This is a genomic window from Bradyrhizobium sp. Kon69 (assembly GCF_055807515.1).
In genome coordinates this window covers 48,369-68,335 of sequence record NZ_JBVVOS010000032.1, presented here as the reverse complement: position 1 = coordinate 68,335, position 19,967 = coordinate 48,369, and the positions used below count along the sequence as shown (strand labels likewise).

At 65.5% G+C, this 19,967-nt stretch carries 12 protein-coding genes; 5 read left to right on the top strand and 7 right to left on the bottom strand.

Annotated features, from left to right (window positions below; genetic code table 11):
- Positions 1 to 2: 2 nt before the first annotated feature.
- The 3 genes from AC0L3U_RS32625 to AC0L3U_RS32615 all read right to left on the bottom strand — a co-directional run bounded on the left by AC0L3U_RS32625 (position 3) and on the right by AC0L3U_RS32615 (position 2,268).
- Entirely contained in the window at positions 3 to 1,592 is a 1,590-nt protein-coding gene (locus tag AC0L3U_RS32625; protein WP_473364476.1) for a gamma-glutamyltransferase family protein, read from the bottom strand.
- 256 nt (positions 1,593 to 1,848) lie between these two features.
- The gene (locus AC0L3U_RS32620) at positions 1,849 to 2,025 is read right to left on the bottom strand and encodes a hypothetical protein (RefSeq protein WP_197031156.1); all 177 of its coding nucleotides are present in this window, start codon (positions 2,023 to 2,025) and stop codon (positions 1,849 to 1,851) included.
- 9 nt (positions 2,026 to 2,034) lie between these two features.
- Positions 2,035 to 2,268: a DUF6894 family protein gene (locus tag AC0L3U_RS32615; RefSeq protein WP_007606355.1), complete on the bottom strand. Its 234-nt coding sequence runs from the start codon at positions 2,266 to 2,268 to the stop codon at positions 2,035 to 2,037.
- A 206-nt stretch (positions 2,269 to 2,474) separates the two neighbouring features.
- On the opposite strand from AC0L3U_RS32615, the gene AC0L3U_RS32610 reads away from it, so the two are divergent.
- The 3 genes from AC0L3U_RS32610 (at position 2,475) to AC0L3U_RS32600 (ending at position 6,595) form a co-directional block, all read left to right on the top strand.
- On the top strand, positions 2,475 to 4,547 hold the full coding sequence (locus AC0L3U_RS32610) for a PQQ-dependent sugar dehydrogenase (RefSeq protein ID WP_473364475.1): 2,073 nt from the start codon (positions 2,475 to 2,477) through the stop codon (positions 4,545 to 4,547).
- Positions 4,504 to 5,445, top strand: coding sequence for an SMP-30/gluconolactonase/LRE family protein (locus tag AC0L3U_RS32605; protein WP_473364474.1), 942 nt, complete (start codon positions 4,504 to 4,506; stop codon positions 5,443 to 5,445). Before AC0L3U_RS32610 ends, AC0L3U_RS32605 begins: the two co-directional genes overlap by 44 nt.
- Before the next feature lie 124 nt (positions 5,446 to 5,569).
- Positions 5,570 to 6,595, top strand: a complete 1,026-nt coding sequence (locus AC0L3U_RS32600; RefSeq protein ID WP_473364473.1) for a histone deacetylase family protein — start codon at positions 5,570 to 5,572, stop codon at positions 6,593 to 6,595.
- A 170-nt stretch (positions 6,596 to 6,765) separates the two neighbouring features.
- On the opposite strand, the gene AC0L3U_RS32595 is transcribed toward AC0L3U_RS32600, so the two are convergent.
- From AC0L3U_RS32595 to AC0L3U_RS32580, 4 genes are all read right to left on the bottom strand, one after another.
- Positions 6,766 to 7,746 (bottom strand): LLM class flavin-dependent oxidoreductase, encoded by a 981-nt coding sequence (locus tag AC0L3U_RS32595; protein ID WP_473364472.1) that lies wholly within the window; start codon positions 7,744 to 7,746, stop codon positions 6,766 to 6,768.
- A complete protein-coding gene (locus AC0L3U_RS32590) occupies positions 7,743 to 8,474 on the bottom strand; it encodes a 4'-phosphopantetheinyl transferase family protein (protein WP_473364471.1) in 732 nt (243 codons plus the stop codon). Before AC0L3U_RS32590 ends, AC0L3U_RS32595 begins: the two co-directional genes overlap by 4 nt.
- Positions 8,475 to 8,719: 245 nt before the next feature.
- Complete coding sequence (locus AC0L3U_RS32585; RefSeq protein ID WP_162847227.1) at positions 8,720 to 8,890, bottom strand: hypothetical protein; 171 nt, start codon at positions 8,888 to 8,890, stop codon at positions 8,720 to 8,722.
- A gap of 141 nt (positions 8,891 to 9,031) precedes the next feature.
- A complete protein-coding gene (locus tag AC0L3U_RS32580) occupies positions 9,032 to 15,487 on the bottom strand; it encodes an amino acid adenylation domain-containing protein (RefSeq protein ID WP_473364470.1) in 6,456 nt (2,151 codons plus the stop codon).
- A gap of 142 nt (positions 15,488 to 15,629) precedes the next feature.
- Here AC0L3U_RS32580 and AC0L3U_RS32575 point away from each other — a divergent pair, with 142 nt between their 5' ends.
- On the top strand, positions 15,630 to 19,100 hold the full coding sequence (locus tag AC0L3U_RS32575) for an ATP-binding protein (protein ID WP_473364469.1): 3,471 nt from the start codon (positions 15,630 to 15,632) through the stop codon (positions 19,098 to 19,100).
- Positions 19,097 to 19,891 carry a protein-L-isoaspartate O-methyltransferase family protein gene (locus tag AC0L3U_RS32570; protein WP_473364468.1) on the top strand — a complete coding sequence of 265 codons (795 nt, stop codon included), beginning with the start codon at positions 19,097 to 19,099 and terminating at the stop codon, positions 19,889 to 19,891. The genes AC0L3U_RS32575 and AC0L3U_RS32570 overlap by 4 nt, the downstream gene beginning before the upstream one ends.
- The last annotated feature ends 76 nt before the right edge of the window (positions 19,892 to 19,967 follow it).

Here is a 19,967-nt window from a genome sequence, read left to right as displayed (position 1 = left end):
CCTCAGCCCTCCGCCACAGCGTCGGCCCAGGGCTGGAAGATCTCGACCGCGCCGGAATTGGTGTCGCCGTCGCGCATCACGACGCTCGGGCAGGCGAATTTTTGCGGCAAGGACTGCACTCGCGCTTCTTCATAGTCGAATCGCGCCGCGAGCGTCTCGCGTGTGCCCGCCGGCAACCTGGTATCGCCGATCACGATCGCGCCTTCGCTGGCGTCGATGCGCGGCTGGTGGATCGCGGCGTCGAGATCCATGCCGAAATCCATCGCAAACGACACGATCTGCATCACCGACGGCAGGATGCGGCGACCGCCGGAGGCGCCGACCGCGAGCCGTCTGCCGTCCTTGGCCTCGGCGATGACGGGCGTGTAGTTGGTGAGGCAGCGCTTGCCTGGGGCGAGCGAGTTGGTGGTGCCCGGCATCGGGTCGAACCACATGATGCCGTTGTTCATGGCGATGCCGGTGTGCGGCGTGACGTATTTCGAGCCGAAGGAAGACAGCAGCGTCTGCGTCACCGCCGCGATGTTGCCGTGGCGATCGACTACCGAGAAGTGCGTGGTGCAGGCGGGCGCCAGATAGTCCGCGCCGAGCGAGCGCTTGCCGTCGGCATCGCCCATGTCCTTGAGCCGCTCGCGATAGGCCGATTGCAGCGCGGCGGCATATTCGGCATAGGCGGCTGCATCGGGCGCGCTTCCCGGCTTCAGGTTCTGCTGCAACAGGCGCAGCGCATGCGCCATGGTCGGTCCGGCCGTCAGCTCCGGCGTCGCAAACACCTTGCCGCCGCGATAGGGGATCGCCAGCGGATCGCGCAGATGGGCTCGGAACGCGGCGAGGTCCTCGACCGATAGCGCGCCGCCGTCAGCCTTGATGTCGGACGCGATGCTTCTGGCAAGATCGCCCCGGTAGAAATCGCGCGGACCGGCGGCCGCAAGATGCGCCAGCGTCGCCTTCAGCGTATCCAGCGGCAGCCGCGTCTCGGACTTGATACCCCATGGCGCGCTCGGCGGCAGGCCGTTCTTCAGGAACGTTGCTGCGCTCGCGGGATAGCGCCGAAGATCGGCCGCCGATGCCGCGATCGTCAGCGTGGTCCACCAGTCGACCAGCAGGCCTTCGCCGGCAAGCGCCACGGCCGGCGCAACGAGATCTTTCCATGGCAGCCTGGCGTGGCGGCGATGCGCCTCCTCCATGCCGGCGACGACCCCGGGCACGGCGATCGAGCCGGGACCGTGGATGTTTCGGTCGTCCTTGACCCGCTGCCAGGGAAACAGATCGGAAGCCGCGCCTTCGCCGCTGAGCGGATAGTCTGCGGTGCGCAGGCTTTGCGGCGCGCACATGCCGTAGTCGATCACCTCATAGCGATTTTCCGCGGCACGGTAGAGCACCATCGCGCCGCCGCCGCCCATGCCGCTGTTCCAGGGCTCCAGCACGTTGAGCGCGAAGGTGGTGGCGACGATCGCATCCACGCAGTCGCCGCCCGCCGCCAGCACTTGCGCTCCCACTTCTGCCGCCCGCCGCGATTGCGCGGCGACGATGCCGCCTTTGGATGTGACGGCGGGCTTGCGGACGGTTTGGGCGTGGCTGAATTGGTGAGGCATGATGTTTGTGTGCTGTCTTGTTTCGTTGCGCTGAGTTCCGCATTCGGCGGAGCGCACAAAGAATGGCACATCGCCCCCAGTGAGAACATCGAAAGCGCGGCGCGGCATGGCTGGTGTGAAACAGGCAGGGGATGGTGCTCGGAAAGACGAGAATGCCCGGGACATAGGCGAGCGGAAGCGACGCCGTCCTTCGGACGGCTATCCCCGGGCATGACGCATTGAGACACCGATCAGTGGGGAGCAGGAGCCGCAGGGCTCAGCGCGCGCGATCCAGCCGGCTGGCCTGATACTTGGCGTGCCATTTCGGGCCAGGCCCGCGCATGTAGTGAAGCTCGGGGCGGTAGGGATTGCCCGCGACCCGCATCAGCGTCTGCCATTTGCTGGCGACGAAGTTCAGGGGCTGGCGGAGCAGGGTCAGTGACGCGAGCAACATGGCATCACCTCAGTGCGGCTTGCCGAGCATGGCAGTGAAGGGGAGATCGAAGATCTCCTCGCCATCGGAGCCGCTGACATGGATGACCCAGTCGCGCCAATCCTCAGCGCCGGGCGTCAGGATCATCGCGTTCATGATCTGGGCGGCACGGTCGCGCGCCTCGGTCAGGTTGGTCACGGCTGTGCCGCTGCGATCGATCAGCGTGCCGTCCAAGTTGGAGCAGTGAAAATAGACCTGGACCATATGCGTCTCCTATTGGGAGCGATTGGGACGGCAAACCGATACCATTCCAAGCCTTCGCGAAACATTCGGGTCGAGCCCGGTAAGGGAATCTACGGAGATTGGTCGGCGCCAAGCCCCCTGCTGGTTTGATCACAAGGGGGTGTTGATCAACTGGACGGCATTCCCACGGCATGGAACAACCCTGGACGGAAAGTCCGGGAGGCGCCGTGAACCACCTCACATTTTGGCGTGAAAGCCGAAGCCTGCGCGCGTGCGCGGTCGCCCTGGTGGTCCTCCTGACCCTGACCTCGGTAGGCTCATCAGAACCGGTCCGCAAGAGCGGCTATGCCATCGGCACGGAGACCTGCGGCAGTGCCGATCTGGCCTTTCCAAAAATCCAGATCGACATGAAGGCGGGATTTTGTGCGGGCCTCGTCGCCAGCGAGGAGGATCGGCTGAAATTCCCGCGCTCGATCATCCAGGTGCCCGGTCGTGACCTGTTCGTGGTCGCCGACATGGCGGGCTGGGGCCATACCGATGGTCGGCTGCTGTTGCTCGACCCGCGCGCGCCCCAGGGACAGCGGTTCAAGGAGCTGCTGACTGCAATCGAATATCCGTTTGGTCTCGTGATCGGCCCGGACAAGAGGCTCTATGCCTCGAGCGCGGAGACGATCTTCCGGTTCGATCCGCTCGCCGACAATCCGCGCGACACGGTCGAGACCATCGTCCGTCACATGCCCGGCCGCCGGGTCACATTGCCCGATGGCACAAAGCTCGACGAGAGCGCGCATCCACTCAAGCAGTTTGTCTTTGATAAGAACGGCCGGCTGTTCATCAACATCGGCTCGCACAGCGACGACTGCATCACGCCGGCGCCGATCACGAAACCTTGCGCGGCGGCCGAGGGCGCTTCCGCGATGGCCGCGATCTGGCTGTTCACGCCGCCCCCGGGCGGTATCTTCCCGGCGTTGAAGCCTGGCGAGACCGACCCGCCGCACAGCGTCTACGCGCGCGGCCTGCGCAACTCGATGGCGCTGGCGCTGCATCCGAGCTTTCCCGATGCGGGCTATGCCTTCCTGCAAGGCGAGAACGGCCGCGACCTGCCCGACGTTTTCAAGCCGAACGAGGAGATCAACGCGATCGAGCAGGGCAGGCATTACGGCTGGCCTTATTGCTACGATTTGTCGACGCCGAGTCCCGAATTCAGGATCGTGTTGCAGTCGGGGGTCTACAAGTCGCTGTGCACCGCCAACGCTCTCTACAAGGCACCGTTCTCGCTGCTGCCGCCGCACGGCGCGCCGCTCGCGATGCTCTATTATCACGGTGCGAAATTTCCGGAGCTCGAGGGCAAGCTGCTGGTCGGCCTGCATGGCTATCGCCCGACCGGCAGCCGCGTCGTCGTCTATGACGTCGACGAGCACGGCTTCCCGAAGCCCACGCCGGCGCCGGTACGCTATCATGTCAGTTGCGCGGCCGATCCGACCCACAGCTTCCAGACCGAGGCCGGCGACGTCGCCGCCGCGCCGTTCGAGGAACTGGTCTCAGGCTGGCATCGCGTCAACGGCGCACGGCCGCAAGGTGCGCCCGTCGGCATGACGGTCGCGGAGGACGGCGCAATCTGGTTGGTCGAGGACAAGAACCAGACCGTGATCCGGATCGACCGCGCCGCGGGCGATGCGCCGCCGCCCTTGCCCTGCGACATGCGGAGCCAGGCGCTGATCGATCAACTGGCGGCCTTCGTTGCCAGGGACGCGCAGAACAGCATCCGGCTCACCAATTTGCGCAAGGGCCTCGTCGAAAAGCATTGCGTCGGCTGTCACTCGGATTTCGGCCTGAGGCCTGGCCAATCGGACGCACAGAAGGACGCGACCGTGCTTCGCTTCATGCTGTCGCAGGATGGCTGGATCTATCCTGGTGATCCCGACTCCGGCAAGTTGCGCACGCGGCTTCGTGGGTTAGGCGCGGAGAAGCTGATGCCGCCGGGTGGCGAAGGCCTGCCGAAGGCCGAGCCTGGTTACACGCGCGTGCTCGACACGGCGGATCTGCTGGTGTCAAAAATGGTTCCGGGCATCCGGATGCGGGTCAAGCCCGGCCCGCCGCAGCGCAAGTTCTTTGGCAAAACCAACAAGGAATGCGGCGAAATACCGGCCGCCAAGGTCGTCGTCGTGACACAAAGGAACGCTGTAGACAAACCCGGCTTCAGCCGCTTCTTCCGGCCGGCCGATCCCTATCTGAATGGCGAGTGCAGCGACGGCGATGGCTATTACATCCGGCAGGAATTTCTGGTGCCTGTGCAGTAGCGTTGTTCTCGTCCTTGCGACGGCACCGGCACGAGCGGAAACGAAACTGTTCGAAAGCGTGCAGGTGACGCCATCAGGCGAATACACGTTCGGCATCGAAGGGCCGGCCGCCGATCTCGACGGCAATCTCTTCGTCGTCAATTTCGGCAAGCCCGGCACCATCGGCAAGCTGCCTGTCGGCGGCGCGGTGTCCGAGCCGTTCACGGCTTTGCCTGAGGGCAGCGTCGGCAATGCCATACGCTTCGCGCGCGACGGCACCATGTTCATCGCCGACTACAAGAAGCACAACATCTTCGCGATCCCGAAGGGATCGACCGAGCCCGTCATCTGGTTTCACTCCGACGAGATGAACCAGCCCAACGACATCACCATCGCCCGCGACGGCACGATCTACGCGAGCGATCCGAACTGGAAAGGTCGCGAAGGCCACATCTGGCGCATCGCGAAGGGAGCCGACGGAACGGTGCAGGGACAGCTCATGTCGGCGCCGCGCGCGATGGGCACGACCAACGGCATCGACCTCAGCCCTGATGACAAGACGCTCTATGTCGGGGAATCCAGCAGCGGCCAGATCTGGTCCTACACGGTCGGCGGCAACGAGCTCACCAATCCAAAACTCGTCAAGGCGTTTCAGCCCGACACCGTCGACGGCCTGCGCACCGACATGGCCGGCCGCCTCTATGTCGCGCGCATCCTCAAGGGCACGATCACGTTGATGAAGGCCAATGGCGCGGTCGAGCGGGAGATCGCGCTGAGAGCCAAGGAGCCGACCAATCTTGCCTTCGGCGGCCACGACGGCAAGACGATCTTCGTCACCCAGCGTCAGGGCGGCTTCGTCGAGTCTTTCCGCACCGACCAGCAGGGCCGCGAGCACTGCCTTCAGCGTGGGCGCTGCTGAGCTTCACGAGCGATCTGCTTGCGGCGGGCGGTGCGACAGGGGCGGCATTCTTCTTGCTTGCATCTCGCCGCCGCGGCGATTTAGACATCTGTGGCACCGTCAAAGCGACCACGGAGTTGTTCGAGTGAAAGCCGTCCATACCGAGCTGCATCGCAGCCACGATCCGCAATTCTTCCTGGTTCGCGGCGTCGTCAAGCGCACCACCGAGCAGCCCGAGCGGGCCGACCGCCTGCTCAAGGGATTGAAGGACGGCAAGCATCAACTGGTCGAGCCAACCACATTCGGGCAGGGGCCGCGTGCGCGCATCCACAGTCCGGAATATCTGTCGTTCCTGAGCGAGGCCTGGGAGGCCTGGACCGCGCTCGGCGATTCCGGCCCGGAGATGATCGGCAATATCCATCCGGTGCGCCATGCCGCGACTTATCCCACCCATATCACCGGCAAGCTCGGCTGGCACACCGCCGACACCGCGGCGCCGATCGGCCCGGGCACCTGGGCCGCGGCCTGCGCTGCGACCGACGTCGCGGTCACCGCGGCACAGATGGTGATGGACGGCGAGGATGCGACTTATGCGCTCTGCCGGCCGCCCGGCCATCACGCCTATCGCGACATGGCCGGCGGCTTCTGCTTCCTCAACAACAGCGCGATCGCGGCGGCGCATCTGCGGCAGAGGCACGAGCGTGTCGTGATCCTCGACGTCGACGTCCACCACGGCAACGGCACGCAAGGCATCTTTTACGCGCGGCCGGATATCTACACGGTCTCGATCCATGCCGATCCGGTCGCGTATTATCCTTACGTGTGGGGCTATGCGCATGAGCGCGGCGAAGGTCCTGGCCTCGGCGCCAATCTCAACATTCCCCTGGCGATCGGCACCGGCGATGACGGCTACATCCAGGCGATGGAGGTCGCGCGCAAGGCGATCGAATCCTTTGCGCCCGGCGCCCTCGTCATCGCGCTCGGCCTCGACGCCTCCGAGCACGATCCGCTGAAGGGCCTCGCCGTCACCACGCCCGGCTTTCGCCGCATCGGCCAGGCCATCGCGAAGATGGGCCTGCCGACCGTGTTCGTGCAGGAGGGCGGCTATCTCTCGGATATCCTCGGCGCGAACCTGACCTCGGTGCTGGCCGGATTCGAACAAGCGCGGTGAAGTTTACCTCTCCCCGCTTGCGGGGAGAGGTCGGAATTTGCGCGAGCAAATTCCGGGTGAGGGGGTACAGGTCTCAGGCATATCTCGCCCGCAGAGAGAGCCCCTCACCCCGACCCTCTCCCCGTAAGAACGGGGAGAGGGAGAAGAGGCGCTTCCTTGATAATTCGATCTCAAAACATCCCGCTCGCCGCGAGCGCCTTGCAGACGTGCTGCATCTCGGTCTCGTCCGCGACCATGTCGAGCATGATCGTGGTCAGCCCCTTTGCGGCAAATTCCTTCAGCTTCGCGCCGATCTCCGCGTAGCTGCCGACGAGGTAGGGGCAGTCGGCCTGGAAGGTCAGGAACGGCAGCAGCCAATAGCCATTGTCCGCGAGCTCGCCGCTCTGGCCCTCGTAGAGGCGCCGTTTCCACACGGAATCGCTGTTCTCCACGGTGAGCACGAGCAGCTCGCGATCGTCGGCATTATCGCGGAAACGCGCCTTTGCCGCTCGCCGTGCCTCGTCGCGTCCCTCGCGGGCGAAAATTCCAAAATTCACGCCCGGCGCATCGAGGCCGCGGTCGAGATCGGGCGGCAGCATCTGCATCTTGATGCAGCCGGTCTCCTTTGCGACGCGCTGTGCCGGTTCGGACTGGCCTGCGACCAGAAATTCCGGCATCAGCTCGGGCGCCAGGCGCGGCCGCAGTTGCAGGTTGCTCGCGCGGTAGAACCGGCCCTCGAAAGTGGCCGGCCGCGGGCTTGCCAGCAACTGGCGCATCAGCGCAACGAATTCGCCGAGCCGGACATAGCGGTCGGCATGCGTTTGCTCGTCGCCGAGCCCCTGCAAATCGCTGACCGCCGTCCCCGTGATCATGTTGAGATAGACCTTGCGGCCGTGGAGCTGCGCAAAGGACGAGACGAATTTTGCCGCCGTGAACGGGTGCATGTAGACCGGATTGACCGCGATCAGCGGCGAGGATCGGGTCGTCTCGCCAATGATGTGCTGTGCCATCGCCCAAGGCTCGACGAACACGTCGTTGCCTTCGAACAGCAGGATGCCCTCGAAGCCGTTGCGCTCGGCGAACTGCGCCACCCGCATCAACTCGCCGACATATTTCTTGGGATCGCGGTTGCGCGAGATTGCGGGAAAGACGCGCAGCCGCGGCGGCGTCATTCAGCCGCTTCCTGGAGCGGCCAGGCATTGCGGGTGATGGGCAGGCCACCGGTGGCGCGAGAGCCGTCGGCGATCGCGAGGCGATGCGAGGGCGACGGCGAGAATAGCTGGAATCGCCAGCCTTGCGGATCGTCGGCGATATCGGGCTTGAAGCTGATCTCGATGGCCTCGCGCGATACCTGCATCGCGAAGGCATCGAGCGGCAAATTGAGGCCGAAACCCCTGGCCTTCAGATAGGCCTCTTTCAGCGTCCAGTAGTCGAAGAAGCGCTCGATCGCGGCGCGCTCCGGCAGTCCGCGCAGCGCTTCGACCTCTTCCGGCGCGAAGAACCGGAGCGCGGTGGACAGCGGCGCGACGCGCCGTGACACGGTCTCGACGTCGACGCCGACCGTCTCATGCCCTGACACGACGCAGGCGACGCAGCCATCGGCATGGGACAGGCTGAAATGCAGCGCGCTCGAGGTCTTGGGCAATGCGACAAACGGCCGCCCGTAACGTCCGGCCGCAAATGACCAGTCGGTGGGTGCGACATTCGGCGCGACGTGCGAGAGCGCAAGCCGCAACAACGCGTGCGCGAAAATATACTGCCGCTGGTGCCGCTCGAACTTGAAGCGGTCGGCTCGTACCCGTTCGTCGATCGAGAGCAAACGCCGGCAGGTATCGACTGCACCCGGCGCGTCAAAAGTCTCGATCAGTCCGACAAACAGTTCAATCCTGTCGTCTGCCATCAATTGGGCCCATGGCGTCAGGCCGGGGCCAAATCCCCTGCCATGACGGAAGAATCAACTGAGCAAGAATCAACTGAGTGCACCGCTTCTAGCGGTCCACTCAGGCGAATCCTTGTCGATTGCTGGCCGGTTTACGGGCGCAAGCTTGTGCGAGACCCCAACTCGACACGCGAGCGGCCAAATCTGAAAACTGAAGCCCGAAAACTGAAGCCTGAAGATTCGTGCGGCGTCCCGGCCGACGAGTCTTACGTCTTCTTCTTCTTGGACTTCTTGGAGCCGCCCAGCATCGAAATACTGGCGTCGACGTCCTTCAGCGCGGACTGCAGCTTCTTCTTTTCGGCGCCGAGCAACTTCTGCAGGGCCTTGCGGTCCTTGTCGCTCAACGAGGTGCCCTTGGTAAATTTGATGAAACCCATAACGAACTCCCCGGTTGAAAATAATCGTCCAAATCAAAACGCGAGAATAATCTTGCGCGATGGCGCCAAATAATCAAGATGCAACTTGGTCATTCACAGCTTTGACGGGTGACCCCGTATTCGCCCGTGCTCTGCGGCCGGTCATGCCGCCCTGCGATTGAGCAATCGGCCGAGCGGCGCGTTGGGTTGGGCGAGGGCGGCCCCGAGCAGCGCGACGAGATCCTTCATCCACTGGCCGACCGTAGCGCCGTCGAGCAGCTCGCTCTTGTAATTGCATGAACCGGTGATTCCCGTCGGCCGCTCCTTGAGCATCAGCGACAGCCAGGTCTGGTCGATCGGCAGCACCGGCTGGCCCTCGCGGGCAATGTTGCCGATCGATCCTGTCGTGAGATCAGGCAGATCGAGCGGCTGGCGCAGCGGGTTTTGCAGGGTGAAATAGACCTGGAGCAGCGAGGCTGGATTGACCCCCTCCTGCTCCAGATGGTCGGCCAGGATGTTGAACGGCAGCTCCTGGCGCGCATGCGCGTCAAGCACGCTCTGGCGGACCCGGGCCACGGCCTGCGCGAACGACAGCTCCGGCGTGATTTTGGTGCGAACGATCACCGTGTTCTCGAACGGACCGACGATCCGGTCGGTGTCAGGCTGGGCGCGATTGGCCATGGCGGTGGCGATCGAGATGTCGTCGCGGCCGGTCCGCGCCAGCAGCAGGGCTTTCAGGCCGGTCAGCAGACACATGAACAGCGTACAATTGTGCTGGCCGGCGAAGGCCGCGAGCTGGCCGATCAGCTCACGCTCGAGACTGACCGGATGGTGCCCTCTGGACGGGCCTGGGCTTGATTCGCCCTCGAAGAGGGGAGCCGCCCCGCGCAAATTCTCCGTCCATTCAGCCGCCTGACGGCGGGCGGCATCGGTGCCGCACCACCAGCGCTGCCAGCGCGCCACGTCCGAAAAGGCCGGCGGCGGTTTCGGCAGCGGCACCGACGGATAGCCAGCCAGCGCCGCATAGCGGTGGGACAATTCCTCGAACAGCACGCCGATCGACCAGCCGTCGACGACGGCGTGGTGCAGCGTCAGCAGCAACACGTGATCGTCATCGTGGAGCCGCAACAGCCGGGTGCGCAGCAGCGGCGCGCGCGTGGTGTCGATCGGGACATAGGTCTCCTGTTCGATCAGGAGATCGATCTTGCGGAGCTCCAGCGCCTTGCGCCGCTTGTTGTTGTGGGGCTGACCGTCGCCGATCGTCTCGACGGTCAGGACACGGCCGAGGGCGCCGGGCGCGGCGACGTGGCTGACGGGCTCCCCGCCGCTCCAGCCGAAATGGGTCCGCAGCGATTCGTGCCGACGCACGATGTCGTCGATCGCCTGCGCCAGGGCGGCCAGATTGAGCGGCCCCTGGAGGCGGAAGGCGAAAGGCAGGTTGAACAGCGGCAAACCCGAAAGATTCTGCTCGATCCGCAGCATCTGGTCCTGCGCGATCGAGAGCGTGGGAGGGCTGCCTTCGGCCAGGCTCGCTCCAACCAGCCTTGCCAAACTTGCGGCCGGCTTGCGCGGCTTTGCCGCCACGGCCTCGTCGACCCGCCGGGCAAGCTCGTCGATCGTCGGTGCCTCGAAGATGGTCTTGATCGGCAGCGACACGCCAAGCGCCCGGGCGACGCGGGCCATCACCTGGCCCGCCAGCAGCGAGTGGCCGCCGAGGTCGAAGAAATTGTCGGTGACGCCGAGGCTCTCGACCTTCAGCAGGTCGATCCAGATGTCGGACAGCACCTTTTCGGTGAAGCGCCGCGCCGGCACCGCCGCATCCGGTCCTGAGGTTTCCTGCTGCGCCGGCGCCAGCAGCGCGCTCCGGTCGATTTTGCCATGGGCATTGAGCGGCACCTGATCCAGGAACAGAAACGCGGACGGGATGGCATGGCCCGGCAGCCGGCTCTTCAGGAAGTCGCGCAGCTCGCTGGCGCTGCTCCGGCTGCCGGATCTCGCGACGGTATGGGCAATCAGCCTGACATCGCCGCTTGCTTCGCGACGCGGCTCGACGATGCCCGCGCGCACATCCGGATGGTCGGCAAGCGCGTTCTCGATCTCCTTGAGCTCGATTCGGTAGCCGCGGACCTTGACCTGATGGTCGGCGCGACCGAGGCATTCGATCGTGCCGTCGGCACGGCGGCGGGCGAGGTCGCCGGTCCGGTACAGCCGGCTGCTTGCTTTGCGCGAGAACGGATCGGGCAGGAAGCGCTGCCGGTTCTGCGCGGGATCGTTGACATAGCCGCGGCCGACACCGGCGCCGCCGATGCAGAGCTCGCCGGTCACGCCGACCGGCTGCGGCTGCAGGCTTGCGTCGAGTACGTAGAGCTGGGTATTCGGCAGCGGCGCGCCGACCGGGACGTTGTTTGTCATGGTCGCCGGCGCCCTGGTCAGGCGATGCAGCGAGACGTCGTCGGAACATTCCGACGCACCGTAAGCGTTGATCAGCGGCACTTTCGGGCAGCGCGCGAACCAGGCGTTGCAGAGATCGACGGGCAGGGGCTCGCCCGTCGAGATCAGAAGGCGCAGCCTCGCAAAGACGCATCGGACCTGTGCCTCGTCCATGCGATCGAGGATCACGCGCAGCAGCGATGGGACGATCTCCAGCACCGTGATGCCCTCGCGCTCAATCTCGCGCGCGAGCAAAATCGGGTCCTGCAGGATCGCGGTACCGCAGACATGGACGCGCGCGCCGACCATGGGCCCGGCGAGGAACTGCCACACCGAGATGACAAAACTCTGCGGCGCGGTCTGCGCGATCACGTCCCGGCGCGAGAGGTTCAGCTCGGAGATGAGCGAGGCGAGATGGTTCGAAAGCCCGCGCTGCTCGATCATGACGCCCTTGGGCGCGCCGGAGGACCCGGAAGTGTAGATGAGATAGGCAAGGCTCGAAGCCGCGCGCCGCGCCGCGCGGGCCGGCTTGGTCGACGCTGGCGCGATCGCATCCTCGAGCCCGGCCATTGGGATGCGCTCGACCAGCGGTTCGAGCAGCGCCTCCGCCATGGACGACTGCGCCAGTCCGGTCAGCAGCATGCGGGCGCCGCTCGATCCGAGGATGGTTGCGAGCCGTGCCGGCGGCTGGTCGGGATCGAGATTGAGGAAGGCAGCGCCTACGCGTTGCACGGCGATCATCGCCGCGAGCAGGTCGGGTCCGCGCTCCGCAAGCAAGGCGACCACGGCTTCGGCGCCGACGCCTTCGCGGGCCAGCCAGCGCGCGGCCGCCTGGCTGCGGCGCGCCAGCTCGCGATAGCTCAGGGATGTGCGGCCGTCCGACACCGCGATCGCGTTCGGCATCTTCTTGACCTGGCGGTCGAAACGTTCGCTCAAATTGCCGCGCGTGGCGAAATTGGCCGGCACGCCCCGGCCCTGCGCCAGCAGCTGCCGGAGTTCGGTCTCGGTCAGAAGTGCCAGGTGCGAGATGCGCTGCTCGGGATCGGCGATGACGGATTTGAGCAGGGTTTTGAACTGAGCGGCCATGCCCTCGATCGTCGCCGCGTCGAACAGATCGGTGGCGTATTCGAAGAAGCCGGTGAAACGGCCGTCAGCCTCGACCAGCTCGAGTGTGATGTCGAATCGCGCCACTTTTGGATCGATCTCGATCCGCCGCGTCGACAGGCCGGAGAAAGATGCCGCCTCGATCGAGGCATTCTGCAGGATGAACATGATCCGGAACAGCGGATTGCCGTCCGTCCTTCGCGCGATCTGAAGCGCGCGAAGGACCTCTTCGATCGGGAGGTCCTGGTTGCGATAGGCATCGAGCGTGACCTGCCGTACCCGGCGCAACATGTCGCCGAAGCTCGGGTCGCCGCCAAAATCATTGCGCAGGATCAGGGTGTTGGCGAACAATCCGATCAGGCGCTCGCTCTCGATCTGGTTGCGGTTGGCGATCAGCGATCCGGTCGCGACATCCTCGTGTCCGGTGTGACGGAACAGCAGGCACTGGAACACTGCGAGCAAGGTCATGAAGGGCGTGACGCCCTGGTTCTGGCTCAGCGCACGCAGGTCGGCCGACAGGGTTTTGGAGAATTCGAGATAGCAACGGGCACCGTGGCCGCTCCAGACCTCCGGCCTTGGTCGGTCGGTCCGCAGCGGCAGTGTGGTGACGCCGTCGAGCTGCGTCCGCCAGTAATCGAGCTGCTCCTTGGCGGCCGGCGTCTGCGCCCAGCTCTGCTGCCAGAGCGCAAAGTCGCGATACTGGAAGGCTGGCGAAGGCAGTGCCGCCACGTCGTTCTTGCGCGCTGCCGAATAATGGGCGGCGAGTTCTTCCCAGAACAGCCGCTGCGACCAGCCGTCGGTGACGAGATGATGGACGTTGACCACGAGCGCGTGGCTGCTCTTGTCGAACGAGAGCAACGTGACCTTCAGCGGCGCCTCGTGCGCGAGGTCGAACGGATGTTGCGCGAGCCGGAGCGCTTCGCGCCTGACAACAGCGGCCCGCTTGTCCGCAGGGCAGGCCTTGAGCTTGATCCGCTCGAACTGCGGCGGCGATTGCAGCACAAGCTGCACCGGCTCGCCCTCACGTTCGACGATGACCGACCGCAACGCCTCATGGCGCGCCGACATCGCGGCGAGGCCAGTAGAAAGTGCGGCGACGTCGAGCCTACCCTTGAGGAGCGCGACTTCGACGACGTTATAATTGTAGCGCGTGGGGTCCAGTCGCGAGAGCACGTACATCCGCTGCTGCTGGAACGACAGCGGCGCGTCTGCTTTCATGGCCTGGCGCCAGGCCGGCAGCATCGCTTCGCGATGAGTTGAGGTCTCGATCCGGGCCGCAAGCGCGGCGGCCGTGGCGCAATCAAAAACGTCCTCGAACGAGAAATCGACGTTGAAGCGTTCGCGCAGGCGCGAGCGCATCTGCGTCACCGCGAGCGAGTCGGCGCCGAGCGCGAAGACGTCCTGATCGCTCCCGACCTGCGGCAGCTCCAGCAAATTGGCCCAGATCCCGGCGAGCTCGGTCTCCAGCGCGTTGCGCGGCAGACGGGCCTCATCCTCCTCGCCGCCGCCCATTGTTGCGATCAGCTCGGCCAGCGCATTGCGCTTGACCTTGCCGCTGGCGCCTTTCGGCAGCGTCGCCACGCTGCGGATCAGGCTCGGCACCTTGTAGGCCGCGAGCCGTTTCCGGGCGAACTGGCGCAACTGGTCCGAGGTCGCCTCGGAATTCGGCCGCAGCACCACGATTGCGGCGACGTTCTCGCCGAGCTTCGGGTGCGGGACGGCAAACACGCCTGCCTCCAGCACCGCCGGATGGCTGAGCAGAACCTCTTCCACCTCCAGGGGCGAGATCTTCTGTCCGCCGCGGTTGATGACGTCCTTGATGCGGCCGACGATGAAGAGATAGCCGTCGGCATCGAGATAGCCGAGATCGCCGGTCCGGAACCAGCCGTTGCGGAAGGCAGCCTGCGTCGCCGCCTCGTCATTATAGTAGCCGCTGCTCATGTTCGGTCCGCGCAGCATGATCTCGCCGTGCTCGCCGCTGGCGAGCGCGCGGCCCGTCTCGTCCATGATGGCGATCTCGGGGCCCGCGGCGCGGCCGACCGATCCGACCTTGCGCAGCTCGAACGGATTGGCCGCGATCTGCGAGGCCGCCTCCGTCATGCCGTAGGTTTCGAGCACGGGAACGCCGAACGTCGCCTCCAGCCCGTCGAGAATGGCAGGCGCAAGCGAGGCCGAGGCGGAGCGGATCACGCGCAGCGAGGACGATCGGGCGAGATCCGGGTTGGCTTCCGCCGCCGTCAGCAGCGCGCGATGGATGGTCGGCACTGCCGTGTACCAGCTCGGTTGCAACTGCCGCATCCAGCCGAAGAAGGAGGCTGCGTCGAAACCCTCGGTACAGATCACGCTGGAGCCCGCGGCCAGCGCCGTCAGCAGGCCGGAAATCAAACCATGGGCGTGAAACAGCGGCAGGACGTTGAGCAGACGATCGTGGGACGCGAGCGACAGCACGCGGCCGGCATTGTAGGCGGAGAGACAGACGTTGCGATGCGTCAGCGGCACCATCTTCGGCCGCGCCGCCGTGCCCGAGGTCAGCAGGATGAACGCGTCGTCGTCGCCGCGCGAGGCGCCGCTGCTGCTCGCCGGTCCAACCGCCGGCCCGACGAACGTGCAGCCGCCGAGATCGTCTTGTGACCCCGGCACGAAATCGATCACGGCAATATCGAGCACCTTGGCGACATCGCGGGCCGCCGAGTTCGTGTCGGCCCGGGTGACGAGCGCGCTCAGCTTCAATTCGCTGAAATAGCGTTGCAGCTCGTCCGCCGTCAGATCGGGATTGACGGGGACGCAAGCGCAGCTCGAGGCGACCGCGATCAGGGCCAGTGCGCTGTCGGCACCGCGCGGCAGCGCGACCGCAATACGGTCGGCAGGGGTAATGCCAAGCCCGCGCAGCGTGCGGACGAGATCCTGCGTCTGCTGGCCAATCCCGCCGTAGTTGAGGACCGGCCGACCAGGGGCGAGGAGGGCGGGGGCCGCCGGCCTCTTGCGGGCATGGAAATCGAGAAGGCCGCCGATATCCGCGAATATCTTCGTTTCGACCGTAGTGCTGGCCAATTCCTGCGGCGTTGGGCGTGTGACGTCCGACAATTCCGTTCCCTTTTGATCCGATTGGGCTATTCTTCCAAGAAGTTAGGGAACGCGTCCAGTCTGAGGTGAAGTTTTGGCCCCAAAATCTGTGGTTGCGGGGCCCTGAGCCCTTCGACGGAGTGATTGGTCGGGCGGAATCACCATGCTGGAGAATGAGCCGGGAGCGGGAACGGAAGGCGGGCTGAAGCGCTGGCTCGAGGGTATCGGTCTTAGCCACTATACCGATCTCTTCGCGCAGCACCGTCTCGATCTCGATGTCATGGGAGACCTGACCGAATCCGATCTGGTCGAGCTCGGCTTGCCGCTCGGCGATCGGAAGCGGCTCCAGCGGGCCATGACCGCGTTGTTCCGGGCGGAAACCGCGCAGAAGCCCGACGGGACGGCGCGCCCGCAAATCCGGACGGAGGTCGGCGCCGAGCGGCGTCAGCTCACCACCATGTTCTGCGACATGGTGGATTCCACCTCGCTCTCGGTGCAGTTCGATCCGGAAGACGTGCGCGGCATGATCGCGAGCTTCCGCGAAACCTGTGTCCGCGTGGTGAAGCATTACGAAGGTTTTGCCGCCCGCTTCGTCGGGGACGGGATTTTGGTCTATTTCGGCTATCCGACCGCGCATGAGGACGACGCCGAGCGCGCCGTGCGAGCGGGGCTGGAAATCGTCCGGGTGCTGTCGACCGCCCGCGCGATAGAGCCGCGTGGTGCGCTCAGCCACTCGCCCGCCGTCCGCATCGGCATTGCGACCGGTCTCGTCGTGGTTGGAGATCTCGTCGGACAGGGCACCGAAGAGCGCGACTCCGCGGTCGGAGAAACCGTCAATCTCGCCGCGCGCCTGCAAGGCCTGGCGCCGCCCAACGGTGTGGTGATTTCCACGTCGACCCAGTCGCTGCTGAAGGGGAAGTTCGACTACCGCGATCTCGGCGTCCACGCGCTCAAGGGTATCTCGGAGAAGGCCCAGGCCTGGCACGTGATGCGCGCCTCGCGGGTGGAGACCCGCTTCGCCGCCGCGATGGGCACGCGGCTGACCCCGCTCGTCAACCGCGAGGAGGAGATTGCGCTGCTGACGGGGCGCTGGCAGCAGGCCAAGGAGGGCGAGGGCCAGGTCGTGGTCAAGTTCGGCGAGCCCGGCATCGGCAAGTCGCGCATCATCCAGGAAATCTTCGAGCGGATCGCGGGCGACCGCCATGGACAGGTCTCGTTCCAGTGCTCGCCCTATTACACCTCCACGGCGTTCTATCCGTTCGCCGAGCAGCTCAAATTCTCTCTCGGTCTCGATCGCGAGGATGCGTCCGTGCAGTCGCTGGCGAGCCTGGAGACCGCGATCGCCGCCGCTCATGGCGACATCGAGCAGGTTGCTCCGCTGCTTGCCGCGCTGTTGTCCATTCCGACCGGTGACCGCTATCCGCCGCTGGAGCTGTCGCCGCAGCAGCAAAAGGATGCGACCGTCGCGGCGCTGGTCAATCATTTTCTCGGCCTTGCGCGCGAGCAGCCGCTGGTGATCGCATTCGAGGATCTGCACTGGATCGACCCGACATCCCGTGAGGTGATCGATCTCCTGGTCGACCGGGCACAGCACCGGGCAATCCTGGTCATCATCACCGCGCGGACCGAATTCCAGCCGAGCTGGAACGCCCATTCGCATATCACGACCCTGGTCCTGAGCCGGTTGAGCCGGCAGTTGCGCGCGACGCTGGTCGAGCGCGTGGCGGGACGCGAGCTTCCCAAGGAAGTCATCGAGGAAATCATCGTCAAGACCGACGGCGTGCCGCTGTTCCTGGAGGAGCTGACCAAGACGGTGCTCGAATCCAACCTCCTGACCGAACGGCACGGGCGCTACGTGCTGTCGGGCCCTTGGCGGCAGCTCGCGATCCCGGCGACGCTGACGGACTCGCTGATGGCGCGGCTGGACCGGATGGGGCCGTTCAAGCGGATCGCGCAGATCGGCGCCACCATCGGCCGCGAATTCTCCTACGAGACTCTGCACGCGGTCGCCAACACGCCGGCCGAACAGATCGAGGCCGCGCTCAATCACCTGGAAGAGGCCGGGCTGATCATGCGCCGCGGCCATCCGCCCGACGCGCTCTACTCCTTCAAGCACGTGATGATCCAGAACGCCGCGCATGCGAGCTTGCTGCACAGCGAGCGGCGCAAGCTGCATTCCCGGATCGCCCAGGTGCTCGCCGAGATGTATCCCGAGAAGACCGAGCGCGAACCGGAACTGCTTGCCCATCATTTGACCGAATCCGGCCAGAGCGAGGGCGCTGCCAGCTTCTGGCTCAAGGCCGGCAAGCAGGCGGCCAAGAGCGGCGCCAATCTGGAGGCGATCGGCCATCTGCGCCGCGGCCTCAGCGTCGTGCAGGCCAATGCGCGCATGCAGGGCGCCGACGAGATGGAGCTGGAGCTGCGCATCGCGCTCGGCAACGCGCTGATCGCCGCCAAGGGCTATGCCGTGCAGGAGGTCGAGGAGAACTACGTCCGCGCACTCGAGCTCGGCCAGCAGCTCGACGACGACGAAAAGGCCTTCGCCGCCACGCGCGGGCTCTGGGTCTGTCATTTCATCCGCGCCGATCTGACCCGCGCGCACGACCTCAGCGTCGAGCTGTTGAAGTTCGCCAAGCGCGAGCGGCTGAACGAGGGGACGCTGCCGGCGCAGCAGACCGGCTATCTGATCGAGGCGCATCGCTCGATCGCGATGACCATGCTCTATCGCGGACGCTTTGCTGTGTCCCAGCACCATCTGCATCGCTGCATCAACCTCTATAGCCCCGACCTGCACTCCGATCTGATGGAGCGGCACGGCACCGATCCCGGCGTCGTCTCGCTGTCCTATCTCGGCTACTTGCTGTGGTTCCTCGGCCGGCCCGACGCGGCGCGCCAGCACAGCGAGCAGGCGATCGCGAACGCCGAGAAGATACGCCACCCCTTCACGCTCGCCTTCGCGCTCGTGTTCGGCGCCTATCTCTGCCAGCATTTGCGCGATGTCGAAGGCACGCGCGACCACGCCAACCGCGCCATGATCATCGCCACCGAGCACAATTTCCTGCACTGGAAGCAGCAGGCCGCGATCCTGCGCGGCTGGGCGCTGGCGCAGCTCGGCGAGGCCGACGAAGGCCTCAGTCAGATGCGGTTCGGCCTCGACGAATACGAAGCAATGGATTCCTGGCTCGCCGGCTGCTGGTTCCGCTGCCTGCTCGCGGAGGCCTACGCCAAGGTCGGGATGCGCGATGCCGCCTTGCGCGCGCTGGACGGTGCGCTCGCGACCGCAAGACGGACCGGCGACCACTCCTACCTCGCCGAGGTCTACCGCCTGCAAGGCGAGATCACGCTCTCGGACGGGGATCCGGCCTCGGTGCAGGAGGCCGAGGACCTGTTCAACCTGTCGCTGGAGATCGCACGCAAGCAGGGCGCGCTGTCGTGGGAGCTTCGCACCGCAGTCAGCCTCGCGCGCCTGTCGCACCAAGCCGGCAAGCGCGAGCACGCTCGTCTCCTGCTCGTACCGATCATGGGCAAGTTCAGCGAGGGCTTTTCCACGCCGGACCTGAAACAGGCGATGCAACTGATCGACGAGCTCGGCGCGGACGCGCCTGTTCGTGCACAGGCCGATCCCGTGAGATGAGCGATCTTGCCGCCGCGCGCGCGCGTTACGTGGAGCTGATCGCAAAGCGCGAGCGGATCTCCTCAACGCGCCTGCTCGAAGCCCTCGCCACCGTTCCGCGCGAAAAATTTCTTGCGAAGGGGCCGTGGCGCATCAAGAGCGAGGCGGCGCGCAATTATCGGCTGACGCCGGATGCCGATCCCGTTCATCTCCAGGACAATGTGCTGGTCGCGATTGATGCGCGCCGCAAGCTCGACACCGGACTGCCGAGCCTGTGGGCGCACTTCATCGACTTGCTCGACGTCGGGGAAAAAGACCGTGTGGTCCAGATCGGCTGCGGGCTCGGCTATTTCTCGGCCGTGCTGTCGAAGATCGTGGGCCCCAAGGGCAGGGTGCAGGCAATCGAATGCGACGAGCGGCTTGCGGCGCGCGCCGCAACCTATCTTGGCGCCTATCGCAACGTCGCGGTCGTCCATGGCGACGGATGCGAGGACATCGGCGAACCCGCCGACGTGATCATCGTTCATGCCGGCTTCTCGCAGCCGCATCCGTTCTGGCTTCGGTCGCTTCGTCCGCGCGGCCGGCTTCTGGTGCCGCTGACCCAGCGGGACCGCGAAGGCGCCGCGCTCAAGATCACCCGCAAGGGCAAGGGGTTCGAGGCCGAGGCGGTGCAGCAGATCCGGATATTCCCCGGTCAGGGTCGAGGCGTGACCGCGCTCGACGACCGCGTCGCCGACTGGTGGCAGCGCGCCTCCACGCTGGCGCCGCTGCGCTTTCGCGGCATCGAGCAGGGGCTGCCATCGGATAGCTAATGCTTCGTTTCATTTTACCTTGATTGCGAATGTAAGTATCCAACGCGTCTCGACGCCGCTATGAGTACGGCCTGAT